The sequence below is a fragment of the Actinokineospora alba genome (genome assembly GCF_004362515.1).
GTDB lineage: Bacteria > Actinomycetota > Actinomycetes > Mycobacteriales > Pseudonocardiaceae > Actinokineospora > Actinokineospora alba.
The window spans coordinates 2,053,990-2,068,361 of the sequence record NZ_SNXU01000001.1 but is presented as its reverse complement, the minus strand read 5'-3'; the positions used below and the strand labels follow the sequence as shown (position 1 = coordinate 2,068,361).

The following is a 14,372-nucleotide window of genomic DNA, read 5'->3' as shown; positions in this document are numbered from 1 at the left end:
CGTCCGATGGAACGCTCCGGCGAGTATCGACTCGCTGTAGCATTCCGCCTCAATCGGGCCCGTTCAACTAGGGGTTATCCCATGGGACGTCTTATCGCGGCGGCGGTTGCCCTTGTGACGGCAGCGCTGGTCTTGGGCGCGTCCCCAGCCGCCGCCCAGGATGGCGACGAGCCACTCAGAGTCACCGTCACCATCGACGGCAAGAACATCGACGGCCGGACCGTCACGCTCGACCCCCGCAAGGTCGCGGAGCTGTCGATCACGGCCGAGAACCCCGGATCCAAACCGCAGAAAGTGCGGCTGATCAGGGTGTCCGGCGTGGCGCTCGCCCTGACCTTCTACGCCTACGACACCACGCTCCCGTTCGAGGTCCCGGCACGCGGCCGCACCACCCGAACGTTCCCGCTCGACGTGCGTGACCTCGATGGCCAGGCGATCGGCCTGCTCCCGACCTCGGTCACCCTGCTCGACGACGACCGCAACGTGCTCGGCGGCGCGAAGACCGTGGCCGACGTCCAGGGGTCGTTCTGGTCGGTCTACGGCGTGTTCGGCCTGGCGATGCTGGTCCTGACCGCGATCACCTGGGCGGGCGCGCTGCTCGCCCTCGCCCGCCACCGCCTGTCCCCCAACCGGTTCCGCCGGGCGCTGCGCTTCCTGCCCGCCGGCATCGGCACCGGGCTGGTCGCGGTCGTCTCGCTGTCCGTGCTCCGCTTGGTGCCGCCGGAGGTCGAGGTGGAGATCCCGATCGTGCTCGGCGCGGCGCTGGTGGCCATGGCCCTGGGCTTCCTGACTCCGCACCCGGTCCCGGACGCGCCCGCCGCCGCGCCGGTCCCCGACGACGGCCGGACCGTGAGCCTCACGACCCAGCACCTCGAGCCCCAAAGGTGGCCTGAATGACCGCACCCGCGGGTCTCGCCTCGGCACTGCCGCAGTACAGCGTCGGCGCCAAGATCGGCTCCGGTGGCATGGGCGTGGTGTACGAAGGCGTGCACCGCTCGCTCGGCAGGCATGTGGCGATCAAGCAGCTGCCCGCCGACCTCATCGGCGACCCGGACGTCAACGCCCGGTTCGACCGGGAGGCGCGGGTGCTGGCCAGCCTCGACCACCCGCACATCGTGCCGGTCTACGACTACGTGCAGACCGGCCGCGACAACCTGCTGGTGATGGAGAAGCTCGACGGCGGCACGGTCTACTCGAAGTTCCACGACGAGGGCCTGACCGGTGAGCAGTCGTGCGCGATCGCGCTGGCGATGCTCGCCGGGCTGCACGCGGCGCACGCGGCGGGGGTGCTGCACCTCGACGTCAAGCCGAAGAACCTGCTCTTCACCTCGGCGGGCGTGATGAAGGTGGCCGACTTCGGGATCGCCCAGGTCGTCAGCGAGGGCGCCACGATGGTGACCCACGCGGGCGAGGTGCTCGGCACCCCGGCCTACATCGCGCCGGAACAGGCCATGGGCAACCCGCTCTCCCCCGCCGCCGATGTGTACGCGGCGGGCACGGTCCTCTACGAGCTGCTCTGCGGCGAGCTGCCCTACGACCGCACCCGCGGGGCGGTAAGCATGATGCGCCAACGCATCTTCAACGACCCGCAGCCGCTGCCGAGGGTGCCGGAGCCACTGTCCACAGTGGTCATGCGCAGCCTCGCCCGCGATCCAATCCACCGCTACCGCGACGCCGAGGCGTTCGCCGTCGACCTCAGCGCGGCGGCGACCGCGGTGTTCGGCCCGGGCTGGCTGGAGCGCTCCCGCGTGCCGGTCCACCTGGGGCCGCGGGTGATGGGCAGCATCACCCAGCAACTGCACCGCCAGCCCGACGCGGCGACGATCATCACCCCACCGGTGCGCGGCACGGTCCACGAGCCGACCCGCTCGATCGACTTCGCCGAAGCCCGCGGCCGTGGGCTGCGCCCCGCGAGCGAGCTGATGCGCCAGGGCCCGTCGCCGCTGTGGCCGGGCCTGGCCGCCGCGGTCTTGGTGATCGTCCTGGCCGTCCTGCCCTTCATGGCACCGGAAACGTTGGAGCACAAGGCCGACGGCCAAGGACTCGCGATCGACGGCCAGCCCGTGAGCGGTCCCGTGGCACTCAACCTGAGCGAACCGTTGACGATCACCGGCAAAACCACTCCCGGCACGACGGAGATCGTGCTCGAGGCCAACGCCGCCGGTATCCCGATGGGCGGCCGAAAGCTGCCGAAGGTGGTGCCGAACGCGGACGGCACATTCCAAGCCACGATGACGCCCGACCCGCTCATGCGCTGGACGGTCGGCGGCGCGGCGACCGGCGAGATCAAGGTCGGCGACGGTCCGGTGCAGCGGTTCACCGTGGTCAGCGAACAGCACCCGATGGCGAGCGTGATGGGCTCAGGCAGCCTGCTGCTCGGCCTGTTCGGCCTGGCCTACATCGAGTCGACCATGCGCACCCTGCGCCGAGGCCACCGCCGTCCGGCCGCCCCCTTCACCGCGCTGCCGCTCGGCGCGCTCGTGGGTGCCGCCGTGTGGCTGCTGGTCTCGGTCCTGACCACGCGCGAACCGTCCCTCACCTACGGCATCGCCTCGGCGGTCGTCGGCGCTTTGGCCGCCTCCAGCCTGGTGCTGGCGACGGCTTGGTCGGCGCGCAAGCGGTCGGCCTAGGCCAGCCGGTAGCGCAGGCTGTCGAGCTGGTCCTGCTCGATCTGCGCGAGCGTGAGGTTCGGGTCGCCGAGGTGCGCGTGCGACACCTCGGCCGGGGTGGGCTGGGCATCGGCGGACGGCCAGGTCTCCGGCTTCCACACCCCGGACCGCACGAAAGCCTTGGGGCAGTGGGTGAACACCTCATCCGGCGCCACGACCAGCGCCGACAGCGGCGGCTTGCCCACGCTGGTCAGCCCGGCCAGCAGGTCCGGGCGCGCGGAAACGCAGGCCCGCCCGTTGACCCGCAGCGTCTGCCCGCGTCCCGGGATCAGGAAGATCAGCCCGAGCCGCCCGGTCTCCACGACGTTGCGAAGGGCGTCGATCCGCCGGTTGCCGGTGGCGTCGGGGATGACCACCGTGCCGTCGTCGAGGACGGACACGAACCCGGCGGGCCCGCCGCGCGGGGTCACGTCGCAACGGCCCTGGGCGTCGGCGCTGGCCAGGAACACGAGCGGCGAACAGGCGATCAGCCTGCGCGCCATTTCGTCGAGCGCCGGGATCTCCTTGTCCGCGGCCACCCCGGTCGGCATCGCGTAGATCTCGCGAAGTGCGTCGGTGTTGGTGATCGCGTCGGAGAACAGATCATCTGTCACTCACCCCAAACTACGTGGTGCGAGGGCCGCCGAGAGGGGACAGGGACTATGGAACGAGTCACAGGAATCGGCGGCTTCTTCCGATCGCGCGACCCCGAGGGCCTGACCCGCTGGTACGAGACCCACCTGGGCATCCCTGGCCCGCCGGAGAGTTACGACGAGCGGTCGTGGGACCAGGAGCCCGGCCCCACGGTGTTCACGGCCTTCCCCGCCGACTCCGAGCACTTCCGCCGACCGGAACAGCGGTGGGCCATCAACTTCCGCGTCCGCGACCTCGACGCGATGGTCGCCCAACTGCGCGACGCGGGGATCGACGTCGAGGTGCATGGCGAGACCTATCCGAACGGGCGGTTCGCCGACTTGGCCGACCCTGAGGGCAACCCCGTCCAGCTATGGGAACCCGCCGGCGCCGACGCCGTTACTGAGCACCCGGGTCACTCAGGAGAGTGATCCTTCGCCGAGCGTGGATCCTGGGCCGCACACCGGCGACTGCCCCGCTTGGTCAAGCATTTGGTCAGGCGAAACGAGTCAGGCCCCGGCCACACCAGCGTGTGGACGGGGCCTGACCTGCGAGCCGCCTAAGGGAGTCGAACCCTTGACCTATTCATTACGAGTGTCTTGTTCACGTGGTACATAGGGCTTCACCTGGTGTTTTGCGAAGCATACGTGGCCTGAGACTGTCATCTGAGGCATGCACGGAACCCGTTCGGGCCACGAACCAGGCCACGAACCGACCACGGGCATCGGCGCATAATTGTGACTGAAGTCACTACGCGAGAACTGCGGACAGTGACCTAATCCGCCGCCTCTGCCGCACCGATCCGATGTCGACCGCGTCTCGCTCTGCGACCCCGATGTGCACCCGCGCTTCGTCCCGTTCACCACGGACCGCGAGTGCCGTAGCGAGATCAACCCGCAGTCCAGTAGCCGCCCTGGTGAACGAGGGATCGAGCTGATCGAGCGCCGCCCTGAGCACCTGGACGGCCTCAGGCTCTCCGAGTCGCGCAAGCGCATGTCCACGCCATCTCGCGAGATGGGTGGAGTCCAAAACGACGTAGGGACCATCGCCGTCGCTTGTGTTATCGGACAATATCCGTGACGACTTGTCGAATGCGCGCAAGCTTCCGGACCTGTTGCCAAATGCCGCGAGCGCTTCGCCAAGCGCGGCCAACAGCCACGCCCGCAGCAATGGTGAAGAATTCCGACGCGCACTGTCCGCAACGTGAGTTAGCAGTTCCACGGCTTCATCATTCTTTCCGATGTCGAGAAGCACGAATGCTTGCTCCGCCGCAGTGTGATGCACAAACGCGGAGTCCCCACATTCGGATGCCGCGATCTTTGCGGACTCATAGAACTTCCAAGACTCCGTCTGCTCGCCCATGTCAAGCGCTTGCCATCCCGCCAAGGTGCACAGCTCCGACTGAAGCGCGGCCAGCCGGGCGCGGACGGTCGGCGAGAGGCTGAACGAGCGCAATCGCTGAACCTGCGCGGACTTCGTCGTAACCTCATCGTGCGCCACGACTGCGCCCAACTGACGGTCCAATCGGCGAATGGCATCCAATTGCTCACCGAGAAGGTCGATCACAGATTCGTCCACGCGACTCGACGCACTCAGCATCTGCCGAAGTTCGACATCGGAGTCCATGCCAATAGCGCGGCCCGGCGGACCAAGCAACTCATCGATCTCTAGGCCGAATATCCGCTCCAGGAGTCGGGCAGTCGCGGGGCGAACCGTCACCAATGGCTGACCATCAGCCCTTCGCGCGGCAACCAACCGCTGAAGATGGCGGACGCTGATCGATCCAACCTCGCCATTTTCGCGCGCGAAACGTTCTGCGAACTCTGCGAACTCTTCGAAGGTCTGATTGCGCTGCCGAATTCTCTGTTCAAGCACGGTTCGAGCCGATCCGTGATGTGACGCCCTCTTCGGCATGCTGACTGCCTCCCACCCAAACGTCGTGCTCATGTCGTGCCTATGTCGCCCGCAGGACGTTCCTGTCCGACTACGATGACGAAACGCTGATTTCAGTGTGACATGGCACGGCCACAAACGGTGATCCGCGCGGCGCGTCATCGGAGAAAGTCAAGGGAGTTGGGATGGGCGGAACCTGGGTTCTGATCATCGTCGGCACAACGGCCGCGGTGACGATCTTCCTGACAGTGCGAGACGTCAGGCGCGACGCACGGGGCCGGTCGTGATGGCGACGACGCGCGCTCGACCTCCGGTGATCTGGCTGACTTGCTTGGACGGGCACGACCACGCCGTGCGGGATGAAGAGTTCACCACTCGCCAGTCGGGGGTATACGAAGCACTCTGTGGCACACGAGTGCTACCCAAGTCCGCGCACGACGCTCCCCGGCCTGACTGCGCGGCGTGTATCCGATTCCTGCACGCATGGGCACAGGTGCGGGCGGCATCGTCCCGGATCTGCACACCGCGTCGTCCGCGCCGACACATCCGCCCACCACGGTGGATGCGCTTGCTTGCTGGGGGTGCGCGATGACCGCAGTCGACAACTCCGGAATCGTCCCCATCCTCCTCGTCCGCTTGCGTCCGGGTCCCGGAGTCAGAGAGACGCAACGCGTGGTCCATGTGGTGCCAGTCCCGGAGACGGACGGCGTCTTGCCGGACGTTCTGACGGCCTGGTGCGCATTCAAGATCCAGCCGGGCGCGGCGGAGGTGCTGGAGCGGTTCGCGGGAATGCCGTGTGAACGGTGTCTGGCGAAAGCACCTACGCCTGAGGGGAAACGCCTCGGGGAGGCCATGCGGGGTGCGTTCCCTTGACGTCTCTTAGCGCGTTCCTGCCCTCCGAGGAATGGCGGGAAGTTGGCGTGCACTGGCATGCGTTCGTTGAGCGCCGCGAGGACGGCGCTCCGATGCGCGCGGGATACCGAGCCGATCGTCTTTCCCGACCGGCAGACGCGGTGCTGTGGTCGCCGTGGTCGGTCGCGGAGTGGATGGATGCGCGGACGCGAGAGCACATCTTGCACGCGGAAGTGTGGTCGTCGCAGGACCGCCAATGGGTGTCGATCGGCGACGAGGACGACCTAGACCAGTTGCGGCAACAGAACTTTGTGATCGCGTCCAAAGGGGACTCGATCTATTCCGACATCTACACCGACGCGAATGTCCATCACGACTTGTTTGTTGAGGCGGTTACCCGTGAGCAGTGCATCCACGACTGTGCCCCCGACCCTGCCAACGACGACGGGACGGCCGTTTGACCCGCCGCTGCCCACTGCCGGAAATTGCCCGGAGGGTGGGGACCACGTGGGGATTCCGGTGCAGGGCAAGAACTACAACGTGTGTCTGAAGTGCGGCAACCAGTGCTGAGGAACAGGGCCGTCGTCGCGCGGACAGTGCGGTGGTCGCGGTGACGGCAGTTGGGCGCGGGTGGCTTGGAGATGTGGGTGAGCAACTCTGCGATGCGCGAAGGCGGAAGGGCTGGTCGCTTGCCGATCTGCAGGAAGCATGCGTGTGGGCGGGGCTGAGCGTGTCTCAGTCGACGTTGTGGCGGTGGGAGACCGCGACGGGTCGTCTCGGTATTCCCATAGGCGCTTTGGTGAGTCTGTGCGGGGTCCTGGAGTGCGACCCGGCGGAAATAGTGGCTTCGGCGATGTCCCGCCATGGACTCCGCAGGTCGATGACCGGCCCGTACGGATGGGGTGGGCTGCGAGCCGAACTGCTCGGCGGGTTCTGTCTGGCTGCTGGGCTGGACCTGGCCGAAGTTCTCACCATGGCCCTGAGCCATAGAGAGAACGAGGAAACGTCCGCTCTCGACACGAACTCACGGGGAACGGGGCTACCTCATCATGCCTGAAATCAATCACACCGCCCGACCTACGTTCTTCACGGTCAAGGAAGCGACCGAAATCCTTCGCGTCGGTGCCTCGACTCTGTACCGAGTCATCCGAGAGGACGGCTTGCCCGCAGTGCGTTTGCGATCTCGGTACGTCATCCCGCCGCACTTCTGGACCGGCTGTTGGCGGAAGTCGCCGAGACAGATGGCTTGGTTGATCCAGGCCGCATCGCGGCGGAGCGTCGAGTGACCCGCGAAATATCGCGCCTTCCTGAGCGCGGGTGAACGAGTGGCGGCTTGACTGGGGCCGACAGAGTTTTCTACTTGTTCAAGGCGGACGCCCTCCGGTGGCCGCGCGGCACGCTCTGCCGATGTCGGCACGCCAACGCGCGGGCCTCGGTCCTCCGGACCGGCCCGCGCGGGCGGCGGGCGCAGGACGTGCCAACTCCAAGAGGTTGCATTGAAAGCTGGCTGTCCAATCACACGGGAAGGCGATCGGGCCCGCGGATACCGAACCGTGGCTAGTCCTTCGAGTCCAGGTCGAGAAGCTTCCAGTTGTCCTTCGGGATCAAGGGGAGCGAAGTGGGAAGGTCGCCAGTGCAGATGGTCCTCACTTCAGCAGGTGGGACGGTAAGGGAGATCTGCGTGAAGCAGCGCGCCCCATCGTTACTGCTGCCAAACAGTTCAACCGTGGGCGTGGTGAAGGACTCGGCCTGAAATGGGATGGGCCCGGTGTAAAAAGACTCGCGAAATCCAGCGATACGAAGGCCCTCCTCTTTCGTGGGTTTGTGTCGAGTCGCAAGAACGGCAGCCATGCCGTCGTTCCTCAAGCGCAATTTCCCAACAAGTACGCCATCAAAGCTGAGAGTGGTAAGAACTCCTGGGTCTACCAGCACTATCTCTATGCTTACCCAGTACCCTGCGCCTGGGTCTTCAATCCATCGCACATCAGCGGCTTCCACGTTCACAAGACGGAGCTCGGTGCGCGGGATCGTAATAAAGAACGCTCGAATCCACCCCTCGGCGAATGGCTCTGGCTTCTTCCATCGTTCGATGTGCCGCTCTGAATTCTTACTGCCGACCTTCATGGCCACATTCGACAGGAACGAATACTGCCAATTGCCAGATTCGTGGAGGCTTACCTTCGTCATTGAAGAGGTTGGAAGTTTAGCGATGTAAACATCAGACCTATTTCGAGCTGTCCAAATGCGGTATACCGTTGACTTTACGCCGCTCTGGGTGCCGACGGCGAATCGAAAACCTTGCCCCGGTTGCAGCTCTTGATCCCACCCACCTGTCATCCCGCCATGGTAATTGCTCCCTGAGGATCCAGGGCTGCCCTTCCGAGCAGACATGAACAAACAACGCGCTCGCCGCGCGGCAGGTCTCTGGGATGGACGGGGGGAGCCGCGCACGCTGCGGTGCGTCAAGACGAACCGGGAAACCGCGAACCGAGCCGAGCAGCTCTACCGACAGAGAAGGCGCTCGCCGCGCGGGCAGGCCCAACAGCGAAGGGGGTCAGGCGCTCGGTCGCCGGGTTCGTCGGTGACTGCCTTCCTCCTCCTAGGATGCACAGATGATCCTCGCTGCCGATCCGACTGCCACCTCCAACGCTGCGCTAGTTGTCGCGATCGTCAGTGCGACCATCACCTTATTCGGCATCGTTTGGCAAGTATTTCTCTACCGACTCTCGGGCGCAAGAGTCGCCGTATCCATTCGCCCGGCAGTATTATATTCGGACGGAACGACAATGCGCGGCCCAGCCGGCAGGTGGGATACGAAGCCTCCATTTTCGATTACAACGCCTAAATGGTTTGTAGACCTCGTTCAAATCACTGTCATCAATGTAGGACGGCAGCCGATCACGATTAGTAATGTAGCCCTGGATAGAGGTCGCCACAAACGATGGGGTCGACAACGCTCGAACGTTCGCCCATTTCCATTGGGCCCAGAGGTTATTCGCGGAGCGACGTCTTCCGAAACGATCAGATTGGAAGTTGGAGCTCACGCGGATGTCTACTTCGATATATGGCCATACATCGTAAGTACCCGCACCAGCGGGTCTCCGAATGTAAACCTTCGCGCATCGGTAGATATCGCCGGAAGACGTGCGAAGCTATCCTCGAAGCGTAGCATTATTGACGTAAGGCGAGAACAGCAGTCATTGCGATCATACGTTGATGTCTCAAACTGGGTGCGTGCGTACCAAGCATTTTGGAGACATAGCGTCGGCGCCGATTGTTCAAACGAGACAATTGGCAGGATGTGGCGATACTTTGAACAAAAGCTAAATCAAATCGGCGATTTTGACAAAGTCCAGGAACAGATGTGGAAGATGTTTCCCAAGTCTGAAGGCTCTTTTGCCTTGGATATTGGCTACGAAACGCTCCAGGACCCGCTGCGCCGCCCCGGCGCGCTCGGTTAAGCAGCCCTCGGCGATGCTGCTGTACAGCGGGAGTGCAGCAGCCATAGTGGCCGCGTGCTGGACGCGCCGCGCCGATGAGTCCACCACCACCGCCGCACGCCGCGCGTTGCTCGCTGGCCGTGACCCGGTCCCGCGATCAGCAAGTTGGTCGCGGTCGTCACGGCAATCAGTCCCGCCGCGCTCACAGTTTCCGCCCCGCCTCGTCCCCGGCCTCACATGCCGCCACGGCAGAGGACTCCGCGCCTGTGGCCCGTTCCGCCAGCACTCAACGTGCATCGTCCGGGGACGCCCCGCCGTGCGCGTCCGGCGGCTTCCCGGTCGCCGGTCTCGGCCGACTCAACCCGAATTGTCACGGATTCCGTCACGAATGATGATCCGCTTCCTCGGTACGCGCGTCGAAAGGAAGTGGTCGACTCGCTCAGTGCAGGTGCCCAGGCGCGCCCGGTTGGCAATCGACGGTACGTACGTGATCACGGCGGGCGCGACGAAGGACTCAGTGTTGGTCGGGTTCGTCCGTCAGCGCGTGTTCGGCAAGTTGTGGGAGGCAGAGATTGCCGGACGCGGGCCGGCGTTGTATGACGGCCCGTGGGAACCCGCCCGTCCGGCAGTCGACAACCTGCTGTTCATCAGGTCGCAGGTCCTCGGCTTCAAGCTGCGCTGAGACAGAAGCCGCCCCGGTCGGACCACGTTCGATATGGCCCGACTGGGGCGTTTCGCTGTGTTGTGATGGGTTTGCTGTCTTACCGTCTCACTGTCACCGACACCTGGTTGCCCTGGTGGAGGCCAACTTCTTACTGTCTTGGCGGGCTGTGACAGCAAGTCGGGCGTGTGACAATAGGCAGCAGGACTCACAACCTGTCCGCCCCGCCGTCATCGTCCTCGGCGATGCGGTCGGCAGCGGCCCGCAGGTCCACCAGTCGGTAGCCCCGCGCTTGGCGAGTGCCGCCGTCCGTTTCGACGCGTTCCCGCGTGGACCGGCACCCCAGTTCGCTCATCTGCCTACCGAACCACGTCGCGTCCGCCCCCAATGCGTCGATCAGCTCCGCGCTTGTGACGAACGTGCGGCCGTCGTCATGGTCGTCCAGGTAGTTGATCACCGACCCGAGCGGTTCGGGCAACTCGATCCTGTCGTCTGCGGCTTCCTCCTCGTGCCGGGGTTGGGGCGTGCCGATAGCCAACGCCAGGTCAGCGCGTTCGATCACGGGTGGCGTGTTCTGTCCGGCCGCGTGTCCTGTCAAGGTTCCTTCCTGTTCGCGTAGGGCACGGCCCTGGCGGCAGATGACCCGCCAGTCCTCGTTCGGCATGTAGTAGGTCCGCACCGTCATCGCCAACACGTCCGCGCCCGCGTCGGTCTCGCCATCGGGCCGGAGGATGCCGACACCCTTGTGCGAGGGCAGCAGGCGACTGGAGTCGTAGCCGCGTGTGTTCATCTGCTCCCCAAGGACGATGTTGCTGTCCCGCCAATCCATCACCCGCAGGGCAAACCGCGACCCGAGAACCGCGCGCAGACCAGAGGGGATCGTCTTGGAGTCCGGCCGCTGTGTCGCCAGGACCAGAACGACTCCGGCCGCAGGCCCCTTCTTCGCCAACCAGGTCAACAGCTCCCCGACGTACTCGCCTGCCGGGAGACGTTTTCCTTGCACTGCAACGGGTGTGCGTTCCTCCAACGGCACTTGAACCTCATCAATGACAATCGGCGTGATCGGCATGTCCAGGCTCAAATCCCGTGCCATCGCGGGGGTGATCTTCGATTCCGGGCACGTCAGGTCATCCAACTCCCGCATCCGCCGATACCGACCCTGAACCTCCCCGACCAACTCCACCAGCCAATCGATCAGTGCCAGCACGTGCGCGGGTTCGTCACCGGACATGAATCGGTGCGCGACCAGACCTACCGCGTCCCAGTCCTTTCCGGCCTTGAAATCCGCCACGTAAAGCCGAGTATGCGGGTCCAAGATCAAGCCCGCGGCTGCCAATCGCGCAGCGAATGTCTTGCCCTGCCTAGGAATCGCACCGACCAACAGTGACGTCCACACCAGCGGCAAATCGATCCGGCGGTTGCGCGCATCGCGGCCGAACGGCACCGGACGCCACGCGTCCCACCGCGCCACCCCGAGCAATGGAGTCCGAAGTGGCGCCGACGCGTACGGATCGGCATCCGCGACCCATAGCGCCACCCGACCCGCGTGTCCGCCGTTGCCCCGGACCCGCTCGGTGATCAACTGGACCTCATCGACGGCCAACGCTGAGGCCAACGCGTCGCGGTTCTTGACCACGTCGGCCGCCTTGCGCGTCGCTGGTAGATCGACCGTCACCGCCCAACCGTCGCCCTGCCTCGCTGCCCGCTCCACCAACCGCAACGTCTCGTCCTTGCCGATCAACTTCGCGTCGCGGAACGCGTCGACCAAGACCTGTGGATCCATCGTCCACGTCAGACTCCGAGGACCGGACAACACCGGCTTTCGTCCGGGTGAACCGTCCTTGCGCCTACCGAGAACCGCCAACGACACCGACGCCACGGCACCGGTCCACCACCACACCTGTTCGCCATAGACCAGGTAAGTAGTCAGGACACCGCAAACCACAGCGACCAATACCGCGCCGGTGACCTTCCATCGGAAGATCGTGAGTTCACGGATCTCGGTGAACTTGTCCGCCAGCTTCTCCGACGCGACCGCCGCGTCGCGGTAGTCACCTACCTTCACCCACGACCGCCACCAACGGACCGCGACCACCAGGCCCCGCACGACCGCACGGGCATAGCGCCACGGCTGAACCAACAGCCACACCGCCGCGTGCCGGACTGCCTGCCGAACATTTGTCCAGCCCTTCAAGGCCATGGGCACGCGTGGCGAGTACCGCCACCAGCGGGCGAATCGGTCCCGCCACGACACCAGCCGGGGACGCTCCGACTCGTCGACCAACTCCCCTTCCAGTACCGGACCGACGTCCAAGACGTCACGCGTGGTCGCGTTCACCAACTCCCGATCGGCGTTCATGACCGCACCCCCTGACCGCCGTCCTCGGCCAGCTCCGCGACCAGTGCTGCGGCCAACCGCGACGACAGCCCCCGCGAACACTGGGTGACCTGACGAATCCACGCAGGGGTGACCTCGACATCGGGCGACCACGCCGCGCGCGCGTCCGCCAGGTAGTCCGCGAACAGCTTGCGCCCGTTCACCGGCCGCGCCCGACGACCGCGCTTGACCCGTTCACCGACGGGCCTGTCCGCCGCTTGCTCATGAACGGGGACGGTGTTCACCGCCGCCAGCGTCGGCGGCTGGTCCTCCGCTTCGGTGAACGCGGCGGCGACGGCAGCCGTGAGCTTGTCCCGCAGATCGGTCACCGCCTCAGCGGCGGTAAACACAACCAGCGGCGGCACCGAGTGCAACACCACCCCGGACACCGACCCTGCTGCCCACGACGCCCACGTGTTCATCACGTACGTGGCCGCGAGCGTGAACCACTTCGCGCGCCGCACCCACGCACCCGTTGCCACCCGGTACCGGGCCGTCACTTGCTCTGCTCGCAGGATCGCGAGCAGCACCAACGACACCATCGGATCGAGCAACCACGCGGTGCACCAAGGCAACGACCAGGCCGCCGCGGACCCGGCCGCGAACCGCTGAACGTTGGTCATCGTGAACGCCAGTCCGAGCACGATTCCCGCCCAGCACAACCGATCTACCTGCGTACGGACCTGCTCAACTCTCAGCGCCACGACGTCCGGGTGCGTCTGATACGCCCGCACGCTGGCGGCCTGCCGTGCCTGTGCTGCCAACCTGTTCAACTGGGTGCCACCGCCGGGGCGGGCCGGCCGCACAGCGGCCGACCCTCCCCGCGACGGCCCCGCAAGCGGGGTGCTCATCGCTTCCCACCTCCGCGCCGCGAACCGCCGCCGTCACCGACGACCGTCACCGCCCGAACTACCGTGTGCGCCGCGAACAACGCCGGCAGTCCGAGAACGACACCGACAAGCGTCACGTTGTGGAACGCGTAGGTGATTACCACCCACTCCACTCCGACGATCAGCCCGGCCAGCACCAGCACCCGACCGGCCAGTGACACCGCACGCGCCCCGGCCCGTGCCGCGTCAGCCGCCACGCGCGCCTTTCGCGCACCCGAGCGCCACAACAGCAACCCGATCACCAGGACACCAACACCCGCGACCAGAAAGACCGGGGGAATCGTGATCGGCTCCATCACTGGTCACCCCCGTCCCGCTCGGCGCGAGCACGGCGGGCGAGCCACACGGGGTAAACCGCGCGCCGATCCTCTTCGTTCAGCGCTCCCCACACTCCAAGCGTGAACTCACCAGCCGTCCGCAACTCCAGTTCCAGACACTCACGCCGCACGGGACACCCGGCACACACACGCGCGGCCAGCTCCCGATCCGACACCGCATCACCCGTGAAGTCCGGCGCGTTGTCCTCATCGAACAGCGCCATGCACGCGCCATCCCGAGTCACGATCTCCGACAGCACCTCATCGGGCACCGCCGCGTAGCGGTCCAAGTCGGCCGCCAACATCTCCCAGTAGTCCTCCGGGTCCACGTAGTCGTTCACCACGCACCCCCGGACTGACGCTCGACCTCACGAGCAATCCGACGCTCAGCCGCCATACGGCCGGGGTCGACCAAGCACCCGGACTCAGCCGCCGCAGACACGAGCTGGTCCAGCACGGCGGCCGGAACCACGTATCGACGGTTCCGAACTCGAACAGCGGGGAACCCGCCTTCCCTGATCGCCCGGTAGAGGGTGGACGGATCTACGCGAAGAATCCGGGCCGCTTCGCGCACCGTGTAGAACGCCGGCGGACCGGCATTAGACATAGCGGTAGCCATGGAAGATTTCCTAACGGGAATGAATCACGATTATTTCATCGC

16 protein-coding genes are annotated in these 14,372 nt (G+C 65.6%); 8 read left to right on the top strand and 8 right to left on the bottom strand.

Translation table 11 applies throughout. The features are described from left to right. Positions 1-81: 81 nt before the first annotated feature. On the top strand, positions 82-897 hold the full coding sequence (locus tag C8E96_RS09935) for a hypothetical protein (RefSeq protein WP_228770083.1): 816 nt from the start codon (positions 82-84) through the stop codon (positions 895-897). Next, positions 894-2,630: a serine/threonine-protein kinase gene (locus C8E96_RS09930; protein WP_091379946.1), complete on the top strand. Its 1,737-nt coding sequence runs from the start codon at positions 894-896 to the stop codon at positions 2,628-2,630. The genes C8E96_RS09935 and C8E96_RS09930 overlap by 4 nt, the downstream gene beginning before the upstream one ends. Here C8E96_RS09930 and C8E96_RS09925 read toward each other — a convergent pair. Further along, a complete protein-coding gene (locus tag C8E96_RS09925; RefSeq protein ID WP_228770084.1) occupies positions 2,627-3,262 on the bottom strand; it encodes an MSMEG_1061 family FMN-dependent PPOX-type flavoprotein in 636 nt (211 codons plus the stop codon). The genes C8E96_RS09930 and C8E96_RS09925 overlap by 4 nt on opposite strands. Before the next feature lie 48 nt (positions 3,263-3,310). Here C8E96_RS09925 and C8E96_RS09920 point away from each other — a divergent pair, with 48 nt between their 5' ends. Continuing rightward, the gene (locus C8E96_RS09920; RefSeq protein ID WP_091379949.1) at positions 3,311-3,712 is read left to right on the top strand and encodes a VOC family protein; all 402 of its coding nucleotides are present in this window, start codon (positions 3,311-3,313) and stop codon (positions 3,710-3,712) included. A gap of 319 nt (positions 3,713-4,031) precedes the next feature. On the opposite strand, the gene C8E96_RS09915 is transcribed toward C8E96_RS09920, so the two are convergent. Continuing rightward, the gene (locus C8E96_RS09915) at positions 4,032-5,156 is read right to left on the bottom strand and encodes a hypothetical protein (protein WP_228770085.1); all 1,125 of its coding nucleotides are present in this window, start codon (positions 5,154-5,156) and stop codon (positions 4,032-4,034) included. Between the two features lie 887 nt (positions 5,157-6,043). Between C8E96_RS09915 and C8E96_RS09905 the strand changes: the two genes are divergently transcribed. From C8E96_RS09905 to C8E96_RS34605, 3 genes are all read left to right on the top strand, one after another. Then, positions 6,044-6,487 (top strand): hypothetical protein, encoded by a 444-nt coding sequence (locus C8E96_RS09905; protein WP_133794318.1) that lies wholly within the window; start codon positions 6,044-6,046, stop codon positions 6,485-6,487. Positions 6,488-6,627: 140 nt separating this feature from the next. Then, positions 6,628-7,083, top strand: coding sequence for a helix-turn-helix domain-containing protein (locus tag C8E96_RS34610; RefSeq protein ID WP_091379956.1), 456 nt, complete (start codon positions 6,628-6,630; stop codon positions 7,081-7,083). Further along, entirely contained in the window at positions 7,076-7,312 is a 237-nt protein-coding gene (locus C8E96_RS34605) for a helix-turn-helix domain-containing protein (RefSeq protein ID WP_228770086.1), read from the top strand. The genes C8E96_RS34610 and C8E96_RS34605 overlap by 8 nt, the downstream gene beginning before the upstream one ends. A gap of 271 nt (positions 7,313-7,583) precedes the next feature. On the opposite strand, the gene C8E96_RS09890 is transcribed toward C8E96_RS34605, so the two are convergent. Then, the gene (locus tag C8E96_RS09890) at positions 7,584-8,363 is read right to left on the bottom strand and encodes a hypothetical protein (protein WP_133794315.1); all 780 of its coding nucleotides are present in this window, start codon (positions 8,361-8,363) and stop codon (positions 7,584-7,586) included. 275 nt (positions 8,364-8,638) lie between these two features. Here C8E96_RS09890 and C8E96_RS09885 point away from each other — a divergent pair, with 275 nt between their 5' ends. Both C8E96_RS09885 and C8E96_RS09880 read left to right on the top strand, forming a co-directional pair. Then, the gene (locus C8E96_RS09885) at positions 8,639-9,487 is read left to right on the top strand and encodes a hypothetical protein (protein WP_133794313.1); all 849 of its coding nucleotides are present in this window, start codon (positions 8,639-8,641) and stop codon (positions 9,485-9,487) included. 370 nt (positions 9,488-9,857) lie between these two features. Next, positions 9,858-10,148 carry a hypothetical protein gene (locus C8E96_RS09880; RefSeq protein WP_133794311.1) on the top strand — a complete coding sequence of 97 codons (291 nt, stop codon included), beginning with the start codon at positions 9,858-9,860 and terminating at the stop codon, positions 10,146-10,148. A 187-nt stretch (positions 10,149-10,335) separates the two neighbouring features. Here the strand turns inward: C8E96_RS09880 and C8E96_RS09875 are convergent, their stop codons facing one another. The 5 genes from C8E96_RS09875 to C8E96_RS09855 are packed head-to-tail and all read right to left on the bottom strand — an operon-like array spanning position 10,336 to position 14,318. Continuing rightward, positions 10,336-12,486, bottom strand: a complete 2,151-nt coding sequence (locus C8E96_RS09875) for an FtsK/SpoIIIE domain-containing protein (protein ID WP_091379965.1) — start codon at positions 12,484-12,486, stop codon at positions 10,336-10,338. Beyond that, positions 12,483-13,355, bottom strand: coding sequence for a hypothetical protein (locus tag C8E96_RS09870; protein ID WP_228770087.1), 873 nt, complete (start codon positions 13,353-13,355; stop codon positions 12,483-12,485). The genes C8E96_RS09875 and C8E96_RS09870 overlap by 4 nt, the downstream gene beginning before the upstream one ends. Then, positions 13,352-13,690, bottom strand: a complete 339-nt coding sequence (locus tag C8E96_RS09865) for a hypothetical protein (protein WP_091379971.1) — start codon at positions 13,688-13,690, stop codon at positions 13,352-13,354. Before C8E96_RS09865 ends, C8E96_RS09870 begins: the two co-directional genes overlap by 4 nt. Next, entirely contained in the window at positions 13,690-14,052 is a 363-nt protein-coding gene (locus C8E96_RS09860; RefSeq protein WP_324187105.1) for a WhiB family transcriptional regulator, read from the bottom strand. Before C8E96_RS09860 ends, C8E96_RS09865 begins: the two co-directional genes overlap by 1 nt. After that, on the bottom strand, positions 14,049-14,318 hold the full coding sequence (locus C8E96_RS09855; RefSeq protein ID WP_091380570.1) for a helix-turn-helix domain-containing protein: 270 nt from the start codon (positions 14,316-14,318) through the stop codon (positions 14,049-14,051). Before C8E96_RS09855 ends, C8E96_RS09860 begins: the two co-directional genes overlap by 4 nt. Between the last annotated feature and the right edge of the window lie 54 nt (positions 14,319-14,372).

What these genes read in the sequence shown, in the direction of transcription:
- C8E96_RS09935 (WP_228770083.1), top strand. Translation starts at nt 82, where the DNA reads ATGGGACGTCTTATCGCGGCGGCGGTTGCCCTTGTGACGGCAGCGCTG.
- C8E96_RS09930 (WP_091379946.1), top strand. Translation starts at nt 894, where the DNA reads ATGACCGCACCCGCGGGTCTCGCCTCGGCACTGCCGCAGTACAGCGTC.
- C8E96_RS09920 (WP_091379949.1), top strand. Translation starts at nt 3,311, where the DNA reads ATGGAACGAGTCACAGGAATCGGCGGCTTCTTCCGATCGCGCGACCCC.
- C8E96_RS34605 (WP_228770086.1), top strand. Translation starts at nt 7,076, where the DNA reads ATGCCTGAAATCAATCACACCGCCCGACCTACGTTCTTCACGGTCAAG.
- C8E96_RS09890 (WP_133794315.1), bottom strand. Translation starts at nt 8,363, where the DNA reads ATGACAGGTGGGTGGGATCAAGAGCTGCAACCGGGGCAAGGTTTTCGA.
- C8E96_RS09885 (WP_133794313.1), top strand. Translation starts at nt 8,639, where the DNA reads ATGATCCTCGCTGCCGATCCGACTGCCACCTCCAACGCTGCGCTAGTT.
- C8E96_RS09880 (WP_133794311.1), top strand. Translation starts at nt 9,858, where the DNA reads ATGATCCGCTTCCTCGGTACGCGCGTCGAAAGGAAGTGGTCGACTCGC.
- C8E96_RS09875 (WP_091379965.1), bottom strand. Translation starts at nt 12,486, where the DNA reads ATGAACGCCGATCGGGAGTTGGTGAACGCGACCACGCGTGACGTCTTG.
- C8E96_RS09870 (WP_228770087.1), bottom strand. Translation starts at nt 13,355, where the DNA reads ATGAGCACCCCGCTTGCGGGGCCGTCGCGGGGAGGGTCGGCCGCTGTG.
- C8E96_RS09865 (WP_091379971.1), bottom strand. Translation starts at nt 13,690, where the DNA reads ATGGAGCCGATCACGATTCCCCCGGTCTTTCTGGTCGCGGGTGTTGGT.
- C8E96_RS09855 (WP_091380570.1), bottom strand. Translation starts at nt 14,318, where the DNA reads ATGTCTAATGCCGGTCCGCCGGCGTTCTACACGGTGCGCGAAGCGGCC.